Here is a 16,319-nt window from a genome sequence, read left to right as displayed (position 1 = left end):
GTCGCATATCGGCCTGCCTCCATTTTGTTGCAGTGCAATATCGGCAACGACCTTACCCGAGGCGATTGAGATAGATCAACCAAATTCCGCCCGCCATACGAACGGAAAAAGAACACGCCCCGGGCCGAAGCCACGGGGCGTGCCGACGAAACGTTGAAAAAAGAGATGCTTAGTCCACGGCCTGGACGGCCATCACCTCGGGAACATAATACTTCAGCATGTTCTCGATGCCGTGCTTCAGGGTGGCGCTGGAGCTGGGACAGCCCGAGCAGGCGCCCTGCAGGTGCAGGTAGACGATGCCGTCCTCGAAGGCGCGGAAGATGATGTCGCCGCCGTCCTGGGCCACGGCCGGGCGGACGCGGGTGTCGAGCAGTTCCTTGATCTGCATGACGATGCCGTCATCGTCGCCCGAGGCGGCGGCCGCCTCGGAACCGGGGTTGATCACCGGGTCGCCGGAATTGAAATGGTCCATGATGGCCGCCAGCACCTGCGGCTTGACCACCTGCCAGTCGGCGGAATCGGCCTTGGCCACGGTGATGAAGTCGGTGCCGAGGAACACGCTGCTCACGCCGTCGATGGCGAACAGGCGGGTGGCGAGCGGCGAGCCCGAGGCGCGCGAGGAATCGGCGAAATCGGCGGTGCCCTGCCCCATCACCACGGTGCCGGGCAGGAACTTCAGGGTGGCGGGATTGGGGGTGGGTTCGGTCTGGATGAACATGGGGGTCCTTACGCTCCGGGGCACGAAAACTGCCCCTAGTAGATGGCGTCACCGATCTCCGAGTCAAGGAGTAGGATGAATCACGCCGGCCGGCGACCGGACCCTTCTCAGGAAATGGCGTCGATCTGCTCGGGTGTCAGGCTGCCCGGCACCAGGGTGAGGGGCACGCGCAGCTTGCCGATATACTTGCCGGAAAGCGCCGAAACCAGGGGCCCCGGCCCACCCGGCCCGGTGTCGGCGGCCAGCACCAGCACCGAGATGGACGGCTCCTCGGCGATCAGGGCGATCAATTCGTCCCTGGGCGTGCCTTCGCGCACATAGAGCACCGGCATGTGGCCGGACAGCTGGTTGACGTCGCCGGCCAGACGGTTGAGGAGTTCCTCGGCCGCCTCGCGCGCCTCGGCCCGCATCAGATTGCCGATGGAGGCGAAGTGCTCGTATTCGGTGGGTTCGATCACGCGCAGCAGCGCCACCTGTCCACCGGAGGAATAGGCGCGGCGGCAGGCGAAGCGCAGCGCCGCCTGCATCTCGGGCGAATCGTCCACCACCACCAGGAAAACGCGATTGGTCGGCATGATGTCCTCCGGGGGAAAGTTCAGGCCTTCTTGAAGACCACCGCCGCCAGCCAGCCGGCGAAGGCGGCCAGGGCGATGGCGATGAGACCGTAGGCCGCCGCCTGCTGGTGGGCGAAGTCGTAGACGTCGGCACCGATGCCGATCTTGCTGACCACCAGCGGCGTGGTCTGGGCGCTGACCACCTGCCCGCCCACCATCAGGTAGACCTCGACCATGTAGACGCCCACCGGCACGTTGGCGGGAAAGTGCACGTCGGTGCGGAACAGGCGCTGGCTCAGCATGCCGATGTCCAGCACCTTGTCGCCGTAAAGCCCCTTCTTCTGGTTCAGGCGGATCAGCGCCTTGCGGTACTCCGCCGTGTCGGCCCCGCTGTCCTTGACCCGGATGGCGAGATCCAGGTGGTCCAGGCCGATCTGGTGGCGGCCCAGGATGGCGGGCGGGGCCAGTTCCTCCAGCGGGCGGGTCGAGGCCACCTGATAGAAGGACGGCGCGTTGTCCACCTTGGCGATGCCGGAATTGATCCAGATGCCGGCGGCGCGATCCTTGCGCCGCAGGGTCTCGGCCTTGTTGGGGCCGCGCACCACCACCACCACGTCGCCGGTCTTGCCGTCGCCGGCCTCCTCGATGGCGCCGAACAGCAGCACGTCGGTGCCGGCGAAGCCGGTGGTGATGGCCACCAGATGCTTGGACAGGTCGGCGACCAGCGGCTCGGCGGCGCGGGCGCCTTGCAGGGGCAGCAGCACGAGGAGGAGGAGGAGCGCCAGCCGTCTCATCAGTGCTTGCCCCCCGTCCCGGCGGCGAACAGCTCGCTGGGCACCGTCACCATGTCGAACAGCAGCTTGAGGCAGACGCCCAGCACCATCAGCGCCAGCAGCGAGCGCAACTGCTCGCCCTTCAGCTTGACGCCGAAGCGGGCGCCGATCTGGGCGCCGATCACGCCGCCCAGCAGCAGCAGCAGGGCGAGGACCACGTCCACCGTGTGGTTCATGGTCGATTGCAGGAAGGTGGCGTTGGCGGTGACGAAGATGATCTGGAACAGCGAGGTCCCCACCACCACCGAGGTGGGCATGCCCAGCAGGTAGATCATGGCGGGCACCATGATGAAGCCGCCGCCCACACCCATCAGCGCCGCCAGGATGCCGACGAACAGGCCGATCACCGCCGGGACGATGGCGCTGATGTAGAGCTGCGAGCGGCGGAAGCGCATCTTGAAGGGCAGGCCGTGCATCCAGCTGTGCTGATGCTTCTTGCGCACCGGGATGTTGCCGCCATGGCGCTTGCTGGCCAGCAGCGCCTGGATGCTCTCCACCAGCATCAGCGAGCCGACGATGCCGAGAAAGATGATGTAGCACAGCGAGATGACCAGATCGATCTGGCCCAGGCCGCGCAGCCACTTGAAGAGATAGACGCCCAGCGTCGAGCCGACGAAGCCGCCCAGCGTCAGGATCATCCCCATCTTGACGTCCACGTTGCCGCGCCGCCAATGGGCCAGCACGCCGGACACCGACGAGGCGACGATCTGGTTGGCCTCGGTCCCCACCGCCACGGTGGGCGGCACGCCCAGGAAGATCAGCAGCGGCGTCATCAGGAAGCCGCCGCCGACCCCGAACAGGCCGGACATGAATCCCACTGCGCCACCCAGTCCCAGGATGACGAAGACGTTCACCGACATCTCGGCGATGGGAAGGTAGATCTGCATTCCTTCCGCCCCCTGCCCCTTGCGCTCTCACACGGCGCTTTCGGGGTTCCTAGGTTGTCGCTCCAACCGGGGTATGATGGCAACAGGAATTTTACGGTTCTCTAATGTTCGGTGCCCGGACCTGTCATCCCGAGGCGTAGCCCACCGCCGTCCGGTTTACTTCGGCCAGCACTGGTCTCTCGCCTTGCCCAGGCTTGGTTTGAGATGGCTCCACCGGAATGGGGATACGGAAAAGCCTCTTCAACCACCAAGACACCAAGGACACCAAGAGGACGGAGCTGATCGCCCCGCCCAACCTCACCGTCATGGCCGGGCATCGTCCCGGCCATCCACGCGGATCCGCTGGAATGCCTCATGAAACAATAGTCCCTGCCGATGGGCGTGGATGCCCGGAACAAGTCCGGGCACGACGCACCTGGAATGTCCTCTTGGTGTCCTTGGTGTCTTGGTGGTGAAAAAACCCGTCCGCCAGAACCCAGGCAATTGAACCGGACAGCAGTGGGCGTAGCCGAAGGATCTTTCAGGCAGGACGGCAACCGTCGACGGCTGAAAGATGCTTCGCTGACGCTCAGCATGACAGACCCTCCGCCTTATTTCAGCGCCGCCAGCACCTCGGCGGCCTGCATGCGCACCCGCAGCGCGCCGTAGCCCTGGGCGGCCAGATGGTTGGGCAGGAAACTGGAATCGGGGGCGGCGCTCCACACCAGCCAGGGCTTGAGCCGCGCGGCGGCGGCCAGATGGTCCACCATGCGGGTCCAGGCCTCCAGCTGGCGGCGATCGGCCAGCACCTTCTCGAAATCGCGGCCCAGCTCGCGCAGCACGATGGAATGGGCGTAGAGGCGGCCCTTGTTGCCGTAGAACACCCCGTCCACCCCGAAATCCAGCAGGACCGGACGTCCGGCGGCCAGATGGTGCTCGATGGACTCGGTGACCTCGTCCAGGTCGCGGATCAGCGCCTCGACGATGGAGGCCAGGGCCTCGGGCCGGCGCTCGAACGGGGCCTGGCCGGCCGCCACCATGTCGTTGTAGAGGTCCAGCGAGCGCTGGGCGTTGCGGTACTGCTTCTCGGCCGAGGCGGTGGGCAGCCAGGACTTGCGGGTGTCGAACTTCCACACCGTGCCGGGATACTTCAGCAGGCCGGCGGCGTGGTTCAGGTTGACGTCGGCGCCATTGGGGCCGAACGCCACCCCCTTCTCGGAATTCAGCGCGCCGACCATGCGGGCCAGCCCGCCCACCAGTCCCAGCTGAAAGGCCGGCATGTCGCGCAGCCAGGCGCCGGGCATGAAGAACGGGTCGTTGGCGTGCCACTTGCTGACGTCCAGCTCGCGGGTGATCAGGGCGGCGGCCACCGCCACCCCGTGCGAGCGCGGACCGGCCACCGTGCCGGCGGCGAAGTCGGGATTGTCGTCCACCTTGGAAATCACCAGCATGGCGACGGGGAAGACCAGCACCACCACGATGGCGAAGGCCCACAGCACGAAGCGGCGCGACGGGTGGCGCAGCACCGTGGCGAGCCCCGACAGGGCGGCGGCGATGGCGTTCAGCAGGCCTTCGGCGAAGCGTGCGGTCATGGGCGCAGGAACCCGACGATGTCGTAGACGTCCCTGATGATCGGCCGGGCGATGGCATCGGCCCGTTCGGCGCCCGAGCGCAGGATGGCGTCGATATGGCTGGTGTCGGTCATCAGGCGCTTCATCTCGGCGTTGATGGGGCCCAGCACCGAGACGGCCAGTTCCACCAGCTCCTTCTTGAAGTCCGAGAACTGCTTGCCTTCGAACTGGGTCACCACCTGGGCCTTCTCCTTGTCCGACAGGGCGGCGTAGATACCCAGCAGGTTGGAGGCCTCGGGGCGGCCTTCAAGCCCGTCCAGGGTGCCGGGCAGCGGCTCCAGGTCGGTCTTGGCCTTCCTGATCTTGAGAGCGATGGTGTCGGCGTCGTCGGTCATGTTGATGCGCGAATAATCGGATTCGTCCGACTTGCTCATCTTCTTGGCGCCGTCGCGCAGGCTCATGATGCGCGCCGCCACGCCCGGAATGATGGGCTCGGGCAGGGGGAAGAATTCGACGCCGAAATCGTTGTTGAACTTCTGGGCGGTGTCGCGGGCCAGTTCCAGATGCTGCTTCTGATCCTCGCCCACCGGCACGTGGGTGGCCTTGTAGGCCAGGATGTCGGCGCTCATCAGGTTGGGATAGGCGAACAGCCCGACCGAGGCGTTCTCCTTGTGCTTGCCCGCCTTGTCCTTGAACTGGGTCATGCGGTTCAGCCAGCCCATGCGCGCCACGCAGTTGAAGATCCAGGCCAGCTGGGCATGGGCGGGAACCGTCGACTGGTTGAAGACGATGTGCCTGGCCGGATCGACACCGGCGGCGATCATCCCGGCGGCGACCTCACGGATGTTCCGCGTCAGCTCCTTGGGGTCTTGCCACAGGGTGATGGCGTGCATGTCGACGATGCAGAAGATGCACTCGAACTCGTTCTGAAGCCGCACCCAGTTGCGGATGGCCCCCAGGTAATTGCCGAGATGGAGGTTGCCGGTGGGCTGGACGCCGGAAAAGATGCGGTTCATGACGGGTTTGGACTCCGTTGAGCGACTGTCAGGGGGAGAGGTATACTCCCTGGCCCGGCCAAATCAACCCCGCTTCCTGCGCATCATCCCCTTGATCTCGCCGAGGCTCAAGGCGCCGAACAGCTGGGCCGCCGCCACGAAGGCCAGCACGCCGGCAACCACCAGCCCGGCCAGGATGGCGACCGCCATCAGCTGGCCCTGGGCCAGGGGCCACAGCGCCCATTTTCCGCTCCACAGCACCGCCCCCATCACGGCGCAGGCGGCGACGATGCGGGGCGCCTTGGATTTCAGGCGGTCGTCGAGCGTGAAATAGCCGCGCCGGGCCAGCAGCACGCCCAGGATGACCACGTTGGCCCAGGCGGCGATGGCGGTGGCCAGCGCCATGCCCACATGGCCCAGCGGCTTGGCCAGGGACAGGTTGAGGGCGACGTTGAGCACCATGGCCACGCCGGCCACCCGCACCGGCGTGGAGGTGTCCTCGCGGGCGAAGAAGCCGGGGACCAGCACCTTGACCAGCACGTAAGCCGGCAGGCCGATGGCGAAGGCCACCAGGGCCGACGCGGTGGCCGCCGTCTCGTCGGGGCCGAAGCTGCCCCGCTCGAACAGCACCCGGATCACCGGAACGGCGATGACCATCAGCGCCACCGCCGCCGGCAGGGTCAGGGCCAGCCCCAGCTCCATGGCGCGGTTCTGGCTGTGCCGCGCCGCCTCGGCCTCGCCCGTCTTCAACTGGCGCGACAGGGTGGGGAGCAGGGCGGTGCCGATGGCGATGCCCACCACGCCCAGGGGCAGCTGGTTCACCCGGTCGGCGTAGTTGAGGTAGCTGACCGCGCCGTCGGCCACGGTGGACGCGATCATGGTGTTGATCACCAGATTGACCTGATAGACCCCGGCGCCCACCGCGCCGGGCACGATGCGCTTGAACAGCAGGCCCACCTCGGGAGAGAGGCGGGGGCGGGTGAAGCCCAGGCCCATGCCCACCCGGCGGGCGGCGCGCGACAGCCAGACGAACTGCACCACGCCGGCGGCGAAGGTGCCCCAGGCCATGGCATGGCCGGCGGTCTCGGAATAGGGGATCAGGAACCACAGCCCGGCCATGGAGGTGAGGTTGAGCAGAACCGGCGTGGCGGCGGCCGCCGCGAAGCGGCCCATGGAGTTCAGCACGCCGGCCTGCAGGGACACCAGCGAGATGAACAGCAGGTAGGGAAAGCAGATGCGCGAGAATTCGACGGCCAGGGCCATCTTGCCCGGCACGTCGGCGAAGCCGGGAGCCAGGCCGTAGACCGCCCAGGGCATGGCCAGCTCCATCAGCGCCACGAACAGGGTGAGCACCAGGGCCATGACCGTGAAGGCCTGCTCGGCGAAGCGGCGCGCCGCCTCGGTTCCCTCGGTGGCCATCTTGGCCGTGAACAGCGGCACGAAGGCGGCGTTGAACGCCCCTTCGGCGAACAGCGAGCGGAACAGGTTGGGAAAACGGAAGGCCACGAAGAAGGCGTCGGCCACCGCGCCGGCGCCGAGGAAATGGGCGATCATCATCTCGCGCATCAGGCCGGTGACCCGCGACAGCATGGTGAAGCCGCCGACCGTGGCGATGGAGCGGAACAGGTTCATGGCCGCACTATTGGCGCAAGCCTTGGCCGACGCAAGGGCTCATCCCGCCAGATCCAGCTGGAAGCACTGCTCGGTCACCGGCTTGCCCCAGGTTTCGCCGGTCATCTCCTGGGTGAGCGTGAAGCCGCGCGCCTCGTACAGCCGCCGCGCCGCGTGCAGGCCGGCGAAGGTCCACAGGTGGACCGAGGCGAAACCCTTCTCGCGGCAGAAATCCAGGGCGGAATCCAAAAGGCGCGAGCCCGCCCCCATGCCCTGGCGATTGGGATCGACCATGAACCAGCGCAGGTGGGCGCCCGCCTCCAGCCCCTTGGCGCCGTCGATGGCCACCGAACCGATCATCCGTTCCCGGATATCCACGGCGCACCACAACTGGCTGTCGAAGCGATGGCGGTCGCGCACGAAGGCGGCCAGCTCGGTGGCCACCTTGGCCTCGAAATAGGGGCCGAAATTCCAGTGCAGCGCATAATAGCGCGAATGCATGGCCACGATGTCGCCGATGGCTCCCGGCTGCCACCCCGCCACGATCTCGACCTCGTCCCTCATGCCATCTCTCCCGGCCGCGCCGGCAAATCCTGACACGGCGGAAGACGGATGACCACCGCGACTAAAGCAACAGCAGCCCCAGCAGCCAGTAGCTGCCGCCAGGCAAGGCGGCGATCAGCAGATTACCGGAAAGATCCTTCATGGCCGCGCCCTCCCCATGCCGGAGAATAACCATACTTCACGAGTGGCTATTAAAGCGCCACCGGGCGGGGAAATGCGACGGCGCATGCGTATTAAGGTCTTTACCGGGCGACGATCATCCCTTTGGCGGTGGCCTCGTGGTACTCACCGAAAAAAGGATACTCGCCGGGATCGACCCGCCCCAGCACCACCCTGACCTCGGTGCCGGGAAAGACGATCTTCTCGCGCCGCAGCGGCAGGCACTCGAATTCCTCGGGCTCCGAATCCTCGTTCCTGATCAGCAGGACCACCTTGGTCTTGGCCGGAATCTCCAGCCGCTCGGGACTGAAGCGGTGATCCTTGATGGTCAGCCTGACCAGCACCTCGTCGGCCGCCTCGGCACCTGGATTCCATAAGGCAAGCAGCAGGAAAGAGAGAATGATTCGCAGTTTGGCCGGCATGACGCACCCCTCATTCGCTGAAAGCGACTCTCATTCTCATACGCAAGTCCTAGCGCTTTGTCCAGACAGGGATTGTGGAAATCAGTCGATCAAGGATTAATCTGTTGTTTTCACGCTATTTTTCCCTGAACCCCGCCGCCCCTTTCCCCGGGCCGGCAAAACCGGAGCAAAATTACGGGTGTTGACAGGGAGGGTCTCAGGACTTAACCAAAGGCAACTGCGAGTCATTTGCACTTTCATCGCCATTGGTATAGAGGCCATCATGATCAAACGTCAGACCCTCCTTCCCGCCCTCGCCGTCATGGCCGGGCTGTCCGCCGCTTCCGCCCCGGCCCTGGCGGTGGAATACCCCATCGGCGCCCCCGAGACCCGCTACGGCATGGAGATCGGCGCCGTCTATCTCCAGGCGGTGCGCATGGAGCCCGATGGCATGATGCTGCAGCCCGAGCAGTCCGACATCCACATCGAGGCCGACATCAAGGCGCTGCAGGGCAACCCCAACGGCTATCCCGAGGGCGCCTGGATTCCCTATCTGCTGGTGAAGTACGAGGTCACCAAGGTCGACACCGGCGAGGTGGTCAAGGGCGACATGATGCCCATGGTGGCCAGCGACGGCCCCCATTACGGCGACAACATCAAGCTGAAGGGGCCGGGCAAGTACAAGGTGAAGTACACCATCCTGCCGCCCAACGCCCCGGAGAACGCGTCCGGCAAGCATTACGGCCGCCACACCGACCGCGCCACCGGCGTGCGTCCGTGGTTCCCCGCCTTCTCCCTGGACTATGAATTCGTCTTCGCCGGAATCGGCAAGAAGGGCGGGTACTGATGAACGCCCGTTTCCTTGCCACGGCGGCCGCGATCGGACTGATCGCCGCCGCCCCGGCCTGGGCCGCCCCGGCCAGGGACCCCTCCACCGCCGAGCTGCTGGCCGAGATCAAGCGCCTGGCCAACCGCGTCGAGGAACTGGAGCGCCGGAAGACCGTCGCCGCCGAGACCGAGCAGCGCATCCAGAAGCTGGAGAGCCATAACGCCGCGGTGGAAAAGGCCCTGGACCAGGACACCATCAGCGAGAACGAGCCGCAGATCGCCGCCCGGGTCAAGGCCACCGAGACCGACGTGCTGTCCTACCGCAAGGGCAAGAAGATCCTCGACGCCCTGGGCGACGTCAAGGTGGGTGCCGGCATGACCATGGTCGGCCAGAACCTGGTCGGCCAGCAGCTGGACAAGGAAAGCCAGCTCAACTGGCGCGGCGACGTCACCGTCACCCTGCCCGGCGGCGAGGCCGCCGGAATCAAGGGCACCATCTTCACCCATGTGCGCATGGGCCAGGGCCAGGGCGTCGGCTCGGTCAACAACTCCTTCTCCTCGGTCAACGCCACCGCCTTCCAGCGCCCCGACGCCAACACCTCGGATGCCGCCATCGGCCTGGTGGAAGCGTATTACATGCTGGAAACCAACGGGTTGGGCGGAAAGCTGGAGGCCACCGTCGGCAAGATGGACCCCTTCGTGTTCTTCGACCAGAACACGGTGGCCGCCGACGAGACCCGCTTCTTCATGAATCAGGCCCTGGTGCACAACCCGCTGCTGGACGCCGGCGGCGACGTCGGCGTGGACGCGGTGGGCTTCACCCCCGGCCTGCGGGTGGCCTACACCAACGAATCCGACAAGTCGCAGGTCTGGCGCCTGCAGGCGGGCATCTTCGAGACCGGCAACGGCGCCGCCTTCCAGAATTCCACCGACTTTCCCTTCCGCATCGTCCAGGCGGAAACCACCCAGCGCTTCTTCGGCGGCCTGGAAGGCAATTACCGCATCTACGGCTGGACCAACGACCGCGCCTCCAATTTCGACGGCAAGCGCGCCAAGCATGCCGGCCTCGGCATCAGCATCGACCAGAAGGTGGATGATTACGTGACGCTGTTCACCCGCTACGGCTACGAGGTGAAAGGCGACCCGCGTTTCGACCAGAGCCTGAGCGTCGGCGGCGAGATCGGCGGGTCCTATTGGGGGCGCGGCACCGACGGTCTGGGGCTCGCCCTGGTGGCCTCGCACGTCAACAAGAAGTTCCGGGACAAGTCGGCGACGCTGGACAACGACAACGACGGCAATCCGGATTTCGGCTACCGCGCGGGGTCCTTCGAGCAGTTGGCCGAACTCTATTACCGCTACCGCCTGCTCCCCAATTTCGAGCTGACCCCGGATGTCCAGATGATCCGCCACCCCGGCGGCGACCCGTCCAGCGCCGTGGTCTACGCCCTGGGATTGCGAGGCCAGCTGACCTACTAGCCATGCGACGCCAACGCGCGTTCTTGGAAAATCGCATCTCGGCCATGCCCGGCTTCGCGCCGGGCATGGTCATGTCTTGAGGACCTGCCATGACCGCCCTTTCGCCCCGCTCCGCCCCCCTGGCCGCCCTCGGCCATTTCCTCGCCCGCCATTCCGGAGCCATCCAGGCGATGCAATGGGGCATGGTGGTGATCTATCTGGTCCTGGTGACGCTGCCGGCCTTCCTGCCGGTGCCCGATGATTCCAAGCATATCTGGGACGATCTGGTGCTGTTCGCCCAGTTCGCCTTCTGGGGGGTGTGGTGGCCCTTCGTCATGATCAGCATGCTGGCCATGGGGCGCGCCTGGTGCGGCCTGTTCTGCCCCGAGGGCACCATGACCGAATGGGTCAGCCGCCACGGCCTGGGCCGCGCCATTCCCGCCTGGCTGCGCTGGAAGGGCTGGCCGTTCGTGGCCTTCGTCTGCACCACCGTCTACGGCCAGATGATCACCGTCTATGAATACCCCAAGGCGGCCCTGCTGATTCTGGGGGCCTCGACGGTGATGGCTTTGGGCATCGGTCTGGTCTACGGGCGGGGAAAGCGGGTGTGGTGCCGCTATCTCTGCCCGGCCAGCGGCGTGTTCTCGCTGCTGTCGCGCCTCGCCCCCGTCCATTTCCGCGTCGATGCCGAAGCCTGGAAGGCGGCGCCGCGCACCCATGCGGTGGACTGCGCCACCCTGGTGGACGTGCGCGCCATGACCGGCGGCGGCTCGTGCCACATGTGCGGCCGCTGTTCCGGCCACCGGGAGGCGGTGGAACTGGCTCCCCGCCTGCCGGGTTCCGAGATCGCCGCCCTTCCCGGCCGCGAGGTATCGCCCTGGGACATCGTCCTGCTGCTGTTCGGAGTGATGGGGGTGGCGACGGGCGCCTTCCAGTGGGCGGGCTCGCCGCTGTTCATCGCGCTGAAGCAGGGGCTGGCCAGGATCCTGGTGGAGCGGGACATCCTGTTTCCCATGACCGGGACGCTGCCCTGGTGGCTGCTCACCAATTCCGACGAGACCGGCGAGGTCTTCACCCTGCTGGACGGCTTCTGCATCCTGGCCTACATGGGCGGCGCGGCGCTGCTGTTCGGGGCCATCGGGCTGGCCGGACTGGGACTGAGCGCCCGGGTGGTGGGCCGGCCGGAGCTGTTGTGGCGGCTGGGCTACGGCCTGGTGCCGGCGGGGGCGGCGGGGCTGATCGTCGGCCTGTCGTCCATGACCCTGACCCAGCTCACCGCCGAGGGACTCTTCCTCGCCTGGGTTCCCGAGGCCCGCGCCGGCATCCTGGCGACGGGGCTGGTCTGGAGCGGAGTGCTGCTGTGGCGTTCCTTGCCGGCCGCCCCCCTGTCCCGCCGTCTGGCCGCCTGGCCGCTGGGCATGGCCGGAGCCTTCGCCCAGATCGGCATGTGGGGGGTGTTCTTCTTCGTCTGGTAGGGTAGGATTCCCCCAGGCAAGAGGGGGGATCCCATGGCACATCCGACGACGCTTCCCGCCTGGACGGAACTGGAGGCGCTGGCCGCCACCACCGGCCGGCGCCCCATGCGCGACATGTTCGCCGAGGATCCCGGCCGCTTCGACCGCTTCTCGGCCCGCCTGGGCGACCTTTTGCTGGATTACTCCAAGAACCGCATCGATGGGCCGGTGATGGCCGCCCTGGTCCGTCTGGCGGAACAGGCCGGATTGCCCGAGGCCCGCGACGCCATGTTCCAGGGCGCCCGCATCAACGTCACCGAGCGCCGCGCCGTGTTGCACACCGCGCTCCGCAACCGTTCGGGCCGGCCGGTGATGGTGGACGGGGCCGACGTGATGCCCGAGGTGAATGCCGTGCTGGCCCGCATGAAGGATTTCAGCGGCCGGGTGCGTTCGGGCGAGTGGAAGGGCGCCACCGGCAAGGCCATGGCCAGCGTGGTCAACATCGGCATCGGCGGCTCCGACCTGGGGCCGGTGATGGTCACCGAGGCGCTGAAGCCCTACCACAAGGACGGGCTGGCGGTGCGCTTCATCTCCAACGTGGACGGCAGCCACGCCGCCGAGGTGCTGAAGCTCTGCGATCCCGAGACCACCCTGTTCATCGTGGCGTCGAAGACCTTCACCACCCAGGAGACCATCGCCAACGCCCGGACCTGCCGCGCCTGGCTGGTGGAAAAGCTGGGCGAGGCGGCCATTCCCAACCACTTCGTGGCGTTGTCCACCAATGCCCGGGCGGTGGCCGAGTTCGGCATCGACACCGCCAACATGTTCGAGTTCTGGGACTGGGTGGGGGGACGCTATTCCCTGTGGTCGGCCATCGGCCTGTCCATCGCCGTGGCGGTGGGCTTCGACGATTTCCAGCGTCTGCTGGACGGCGGCCACGCCATGGACCGGCATTTCCAGACCGCGCCGCTGGACGCCAACCTGCCGGTGATCCTGGCGCTGATCGGCATCTGGAACGCCAACTTCCTGGGCGCCGATTCCTATGCCGTGCTGCCCTACGACCAGTACCTGCACCGCCTGCCGGCCTATCTCCAGCAGCTGGACATGGAAAGCAACGGCAAGGGCACCGCCCGGGACGGGGCCCGCGTCGCCTGGGACACCGGCCCCATCGTGTTCGGCGAGCCCGGCACCAACGGCCAGCACGCCTTCTACCAGCTGATCCATCAGGGCACCCGCCTGATTCCCTGCGACTTCCTCGCCGCCGCCAACAGCCATAACCCCCTGGGCGAGCATCACCTGCTGCTGCTGTCCAACGTCCTGGCCCAGGCCGAGGCGCTGATGAAGGGCAAGACCGAGGCCGAGGCCCGCGCCGAGCTGGAAAAGGCCGGCATGGACGCGGCCGAGATCGCCTTCCAGCTGCCCCACAGGGTGTTTCCCGGCAACCGGCCCAGCAACATGCTGCTCTATCCCCGCCTGGACCCCTTCACGCTCGGCATGCTGATCGCGCTCTACGAGCACAAGGTGTTCGCCCAGGGCGTGATCTGGGACGTGCCGAGCTTCGACCAGTGGGGCGTGGAACTGGGCAAGGTGCTGGCCAAGGCCATCCTGCCGGAACTTTCATCGGGCAGTACACCCGGCGGCCATGACTGTTCGACGGAGAATCTCATCAATGCCATCCGCTCAATGCGGTAATAATGATCAATGTTTCAACAGAACTTATCCGCTTTGACGTAAGGCGGTATTTGGGCTGGTATCGGGGCGGCCGAACCGGTATATGCATGCCCCATACCTGAGATAGGGATCCCGGGAAGGGCAGGCCACGGATGGGCAGCATGGGACGGGTGGAGACGCCGGCCGAGCGGCGGCGCAAGGGGCCGCGCTTCGGCGCCAATTTCATGACGGTGCTGGAAGTGTCCCGCGACCTCGTCTGCCTGTGCGCCGAGGGCGTGGTGATCGACGTCAACAGCGCCGGCATCGCCATGCTGGGCGCCAGCGAGGGCGAGGCGGTGACCGGCCGGACCTTCCGCGATCTGGTGGGCGGCGATTACGCCGGCGTGATCGACGACCTGCTGCACCTGAAGGAAATCGAGGATTCCGCCTTTCCCATCAAGATTCTCCGCCTGGACGGCACCGCCTTCGAGGCCGAGCTGCAGATTCATCCCGCCCGCGAGCTGGGCCCGGCCCACGCGGTGGTGACCGCGCGCGACATCTCCCACCAGGGGCATCTGGCCCGCACGGCGCGGCACAGCGAGGACCGCTTCCAGGCGCTGGTGGAGCGCTCCATGCATCTGGTGCTGCTGTGCCACGGCGGGCGCATCGGCTACATCAACGGCACCGGTGTCCACGTCCTGGGCGGCAGCGATGCCAGCCAGTTCGTCGGCACCCCGCTGTCGGAGATCTTCGCCGGAGAATACCGCGAGATCGTCGCCGCCGACCTGCCCGCCCTGCTGGACGAGGGCGGCATCATGCCCATGCGCCTGGCCCGCCTGGACGGCTCGGTGTTCGACGCCCAGATCAAGGCCACCCGGCTGCCGTCGCGCGGCGCGGCGCCGGAATACATGGTCGAGGCCCGCGACATCACCGCCCACAACCGCGCGGTGGCGGCGCTGCGCCACATGAACGACACCCTGGAGCAGAAGGTGGTCACCCGCACCCGCGAACTGGCCGAGGAGCGCTCGCGCGCCGTCGAGGCCCGCGCCTTCGTGGAAAGCCTGCTGGAGGCGGTGCCCAATCCCCTGTGGTGGAAGGACACCGACGGCCGCTATCTCGGCTATAACGGCGCCTTCCGCGAACTGCACGGCATCGACGCCACCGAGTGGATCGGGCGGACCATGGAGGCCACGGTCAACCGGGATTTCGCCGCCGCTTCCGGCCGGGCCGATGCCGAGGCCCTGAGGGAGCAGCGCCGCGTCCAGTTCGAGGCCCGGCTTGACGTCCGCCTGGGCGAGCATCTTGACGTGGTGGTCAGCAAGACCGTCTGGCAGGGCCGCGACCGCAAGGCCGAAGGGGTGATCGGCGTGTTGCTCGACATCACCGAAAGAAAGCGCATGGAGGCCGAGCTGCGCCGGCTGGCCACCACCGACGTGCTGACCGGCACGTTGAACCGCCGCCATTTCATGGAACTGGCCGGGGCCGAGCTGGACCGGGCGCGCCGCCATCACCGTCCGCTGGTGGCGCTGATGCTCGACATCGATCATTTCAAGCGCATCAACGACACCTACGGCCATCCGGTGGGCGACGTGGCCATCCGGGCGCTGGCCGATATCTGCGGCCGCGAGATCCGCCACGAGGACGTGCTGGGCCGCATGGGCGGCGAGGAATTCGCCATCGCGCTGACCGAGACCGACCTGGACGGCGCCCTGCTGGTGGCCGAGCGCCTGCGCCAGGCGGTGGCCGCCATCCGAATTCCCACCGATCAGGGAGACGTCGCCTTCACCGCCAGCATCGGCCTCGCCGAACGGCTGGAGGGCGATTCCTCCATCGATTCCGTTCTGTCGCGCGCCGACATGGCGCTTTATGCCGCCAAGCGCTCGGGCCGCAACAGGGTGGCGGTGGGATAGAGGCAATAGTCCGGTCGCCGGATTCCATGTTATGGTTCGGCATGGCTGTCGTTGATCCGATTCTGAACCGTTTTCGCGAATCCCTGACCCTGGCCTACGGCAAACGCCTCCAGAGGGTGGTCCTGTTCGGTTCAAGGGCTCGGGGTGATGCCCGCCCGGATTCCGATTACGATGTGGCCGTGTTCCTGACCAATCTCGGCGACCGCTGGGCCGAGGCGGACCGCATCGCCGAAATCACCACCCAGGTTCTCGACGATACAGGTGCCTTCATTCATGCCATGCCTTACCGGGCCGGCGCCTGGACCGAACGCACCCCGCTGATGCATGAGATTCGCCGCGAGGGACTCGATCTGTGACGCCCGAGGCCTCCGGCTATCTGAACAAGGCCCGCCGCTGCCTGGCCTTCGCCCGCACCAATCTCGATGTCGGGCTCGGCAACGACGCTGGCCGCAATGCTTACCTTGCCGCCTTTCACGCGGATCAGGCCCTGATTTTTGAACGAATCGGCAAGATTGCCAAATCCCATCATGGGATCCATGCGGAATTCAATCGACTAGCCCTGGCGGAGTCCGGGCTGGATGCCGAGTGCCGCCGGTTTCTTGCCCAGAGCTACAACCTGAAGGCCGTCGCCGATTATGAGATTGGCGACGATGCGGAAATTCCCCTCGACCGGGCTGTCATGGCGGTCGCCGGGGCGGGGCGATTTGTCGAGCGCCTCGCTGCGGTTCTTGGCGAGAGTTCGGCGTAACC

16 protein-coding genes are annotated in these 16,319 nt (G+C 66.6%); 7 read left to right on the top strand and 9 right to left on the bottom strand.

Annotation, left to right across the window (positions count from 1 at the left end; genetic code table 11):
- Positions 1–169: 169 nt before the first annotated feature.
- The 9 genes from ACV4UZ_RS18185 to ACV4UZ_RS18145 all read right to left on the bottom strand — a co-directional run bounded on the left by ACV4UZ_RS18185 (position 170) and on the right by ACV4UZ_RS18145 (position 8,293).
- Positions 170–718 carry a NifU family protein gene (locus tag ACV4UZ_RS18185; protein WP_491602201.1) on the bottom strand — a complete coding sequence of 183 codons (549 nt, stop codon included), beginning with the start codon at positions 716–718 and terminating at the stop codon, positions 170–172.
- A gap of 107 nt (positions 719–825) precedes the next feature.
- Positions 826–1,293, bottom strand: coding sequence for a universal stress protein (locus ACV4UZ_RS18180; protein WP_491602200.1), 468 nt, complete (start codon positions 1,291–1,293; stop codon positions 826–828).
- A 20-nt stretch (positions 1,294–1,313) separates the two neighbouring features.
- A complete protein-coding gene (locus ACV4UZ_RS18175) occupies positions 1,314–2,066 on the bottom strand; it encodes a TIGR02186 family protein (RefSeq protein WP_491602199.1) in 753 nt (250 codons plus the stop codon).
- Positions 2,066–2,992: a sulfite exporter TauE/SafE family protein gene (locus ACV4UZ_RS18170; protein ID WP_491602198.1), complete on the bottom strand. Its 927-nt coding sequence runs from the start codon at positions 2,990–2,992 to the stop codon at positions 2,066–2,068. The genes ACV4UZ_RS18175 and ACV4UZ_RS18170 overlap by 1 nt, the downstream gene beginning before the upstream one ends.
- Positions 2,993–3,582: 590 nt before the next feature.
- Positions 3,583–4,563, bottom strand: coding sequence for a DUF2333 domain-containing protein (locus ACV4UZ_RS18165; RefSeq protein WP_491602197.1), 981 nt, complete (start codon positions 4,561–4,563; stop codon positions 3,583–3,585).
- A complete protein-coding gene (gene trpS / locus ACV4UZ_RS18160; protein WP_491602196.1) occupies positions 4,560–5,558 on the bottom strand; it encodes a tryptophan--tRNA ligase in 999 nt (332 codons plus the stop codon). Before trpS ends, ACV4UZ_RS18165 begins: the two co-directional genes overlap by 4 nt.
- A gap of 63 nt (positions 5,559–5,621) precedes the next feature.
- Positions 5,622–7,169, bottom strand: a complete 1,548-nt coding sequence (gene murJ / locus ACV4UZ_RS18155) for a murein biosynthesis integral membrane protein MurJ (RefSeq protein WP_491602195.1) — start codon at positions 7,167–7,169, stop codon at positions 5,622–5,624.
- A 39-nt stretch (positions 7,170–7,208) separates the two neighbouring features.
- Positions 7,209–7,712 (bottom strand): GNAT family N-acetyltransferase, encoded by a 504-nt coding sequence (locus ACV4UZ_RS18150; RefSeq protein WP_491602194.1) that lies wholly within the window; start codon positions 7,710–7,712, stop codon positions 7,209–7,211.
- Positions 7,713–7,954: 242 nt separating this feature from the next.
- Positions 7,955–8,293, bottom strand: coding sequence for a cupredoxin domain-containing protein (locus tag ACV4UZ_RS18145; RefSeq protein ID WP_491602193.1), 339 nt, complete (start codon positions 8,291–8,293; stop codon positions 7,955–7,957).
- A gap of 262 nt (positions 8,294–8,555) precedes the next feature.
- Here ACV4UZ_RS18145 and ACV4UZ_RS18140 point away from each other — a divergent pair, with 262 nt between their 5' ends.
- The 7 genes from ACV4UZ_RS18140 (at position 8,556) to ACV4UZ_RS18110 (ending at position 16,317) form a co-directional block, all read left to right on the top strand.
- Positions 8,556–9,119 (top strand): iron transporter, encoded by a 564-nt coding sequence (locus tag ACV4UZ_RS18140; RefSeq protein WP_491602192.1) that lies wholly within the window; start codon positions 8,556–8,558, stop codon positions 9,117–9,119.
- Positions 9,119–10,576, top strand: coding sequence for a carbohydrate porin (locus ACV4UZ_RS18135; protein WP_491602191.1), 1,458 nt, complete (start codon positions 9,119–9,121; stop codon positions 10,574–10,576). The genes ACV4UZ_RS18140 and ACV4UZ_RS18135 overlap by 1 nt, the downstream gene beginning before the upstream one ends.
- 89 nt (positions 10,577–10,665) lie before the next feature.
- A complete protein-coding gene (locus tag ACV4UZ_RS18130; RefSeq protein ID WP_491602190.1) occupies positions 10,666–12,030 on the top strand; it encodes a 4Fe-4S binding protein in 1,365 nt (454 codons plus the stop codon).
- A gap of 33 nt (positions 12,031–12,063) precedes the next feature.
- Positions 12,064–13,701 carry a glucose-6-phosphate isomerase gene (gene pgi / locus ACV4UZ_RS18125; protein ID WP_491602189.1) on the top strand — a complete coding sequence of 546 codons (1,638 nt, stop codon included), beginning with the start codon at positions 12,064–12,066 and terminating at the stop codon, positions 13,699–13,701.
- A 140-nt stretch (positions 13,702–13,841) separates the two neighbouring features.
- Positions 13,842–15,569 carry a sensor domain-containing diguanylate cyclase gene (locus tag ACV4UZ_RS18120; RefSeq protein ID WP_491602188.1) on the top strand — a complete coding sequence of 576 codons (1,728 nt, stop codon included), beginning with the start codon at positions 13,842–13,844 and terminating at the stop codon, positions 15,567–15,569.
- Positions 15,570–15,595: 26 nt separating this feature from the next.
- Positions 15,596–15,925, top strand: coding sequence for a nucleotidyltransferase domain-containing protein (locus tag ACV4UZ_RS18115; RefSeq protein WP_491602187.1), 330 nt, complete (start codon positions 15,596–15,598; stop codon positions 15,923–15,925).
- A complete protein-coding gene (locus ACV4UZ_RS18110) occupies positions 15,922–16,317 on the top strand; it encodes a HEPN domain-containing protein (RefSeq protein ID WP_491602186.1) in 396 nt (131 codons plus the stop codon). The genes ACV4UZ_RS18115 and ACV4UZ_RS18110 overlap by 4 nt, the downstream gene beginning before the upstream one ends.
- The last annotated feature ends 2 nt before the right edge of the window (positions 16,318–16,319 follow it).

The organism is Paramagnetospirillum sp., assembly GCF_058402745.1.
The sequence above is the reverse complement of the archived record's forward strand: the minus strand, read 5'-3'. Positions and strand labels throughout refer to the sequence as shown.

What these genes read in the sequence shown, in the direction of transcription:
- ACV4UZ_RS18185 (WP_491602201.1), bottom strand. Translation starts at nt 718, where the DNA reads ATGTTCATCCAGACCGAACCCACCCCCAATCCCGCCACCCTGAAGTTC.
- ACV4UZ_RS18180 (WP_491602200.1), bottom strand. Translation starts at nt 1,293, where the DNA reads ATGCCGACCAATCGCGTTTTCCTGGTGGTGGTGGACGATTCGCCCGAG.
- ACV4UZ_RS18175 (WP_491602199.1), bottom strand. Translation starts at nt 2,066, where the DNA reads ATGAGACGGCTGGCGCTCCTCCTCCTCCTCGTGCTGCTGCCCCTGCAA.
- ACV4UZ_RS18170 (WP_491602198.1), bottom strand. Translation starts at nt 2,992, where the DNA reads ATGCAGATCTACCTTCCCATCGCCGAGATGTCGGTGAACGTCTTCGTC.
- ACV4UZ_RS18165 (WP_491602197.1), bottom strand. Translation starts at nt 4,563, where the DNA reads ATGACCGCACGCTTCGCCGAAGGCCTGCTGAACGCCATCGCCGCCGCC.
- trpS (WP_491602196.1), bottom strand. Translation starts at nt 5,558, where the DNA reads ATGAACCGCATCTTTTCCGGCGTCCAGCCCACCGGCAACCTCCATCTC.
- murJ (WP_491602195.1), bottom strand. Translation starts at nt 7,169, where the DNA reads ATGAACCTGTTCCGCTCCATCGCCACGGTCGGCGGCTTCACCATGCTG.
- ACV4UZ_RS18150 (WP_491602194.1), bottom strand. Translation starts at nt 7,712, where the DNA reads ATGAGGGACGAGGTCGAGATCGTGGCGGGGTGGCAGCCGGGAGCCATC.
- ACV4UZ_RS18145 (WP_491602193.1), bottom strand. Translation starts at nt 8,293, where the DNA reads ATGCCGGCCAAACTGCGAATCATTCTCTCTTTCCTGCTGCTTGCCTTA.
- ACV4UZ_RS18140 (WP_491602192.1), top strand. Translation starts at nt 8,556, where the DNA reads ATGATCAAACGTCAGACCCTCCTTCCCGCCCTCGCCGTCATGGCCGGG.
- ACV4UZ_RS18135 (WP_491602191.1), top strand. Translation starts at nt 9,119, where the DNA reads ATGAACGCCCGTTTCCTTGCCACGGCGGCCGCGATCGGACTGATCGCC.
- ACV4UZ_RS18130 (WP_491602190.1), top strand. Translation starts at nt 10,666, where the DNA reads ATGACCGCCCTTTCGCCCCGCTCCGCCCCCCTGGCCGCCCTCGGCCAT.
- pgi (WP_491602189.1), top strand. Translation starts at nt 12,064, where the DNA reads ATGGCACATCCGACGACGCTTCCCGCCTGGACGGAACTGGAGGCGCTG.
- ACV4UZ_RS18120 (WP_491602188.1), top strand. Translation starts at nt 13,842, where the DNA reads ATGGGACGGGTGGAGACGCCGGCCGAGCGGCGGCGCAAGGGGCCGCGC.
- ACV4UZ_RS18115 (WP_491602187.1), top strand. Translation starts at nt 15,596, where the DNA reads ATGTTATGGTTCGGCATGGCTGTCGTTGATCCGATTCTGAACCGTTTT.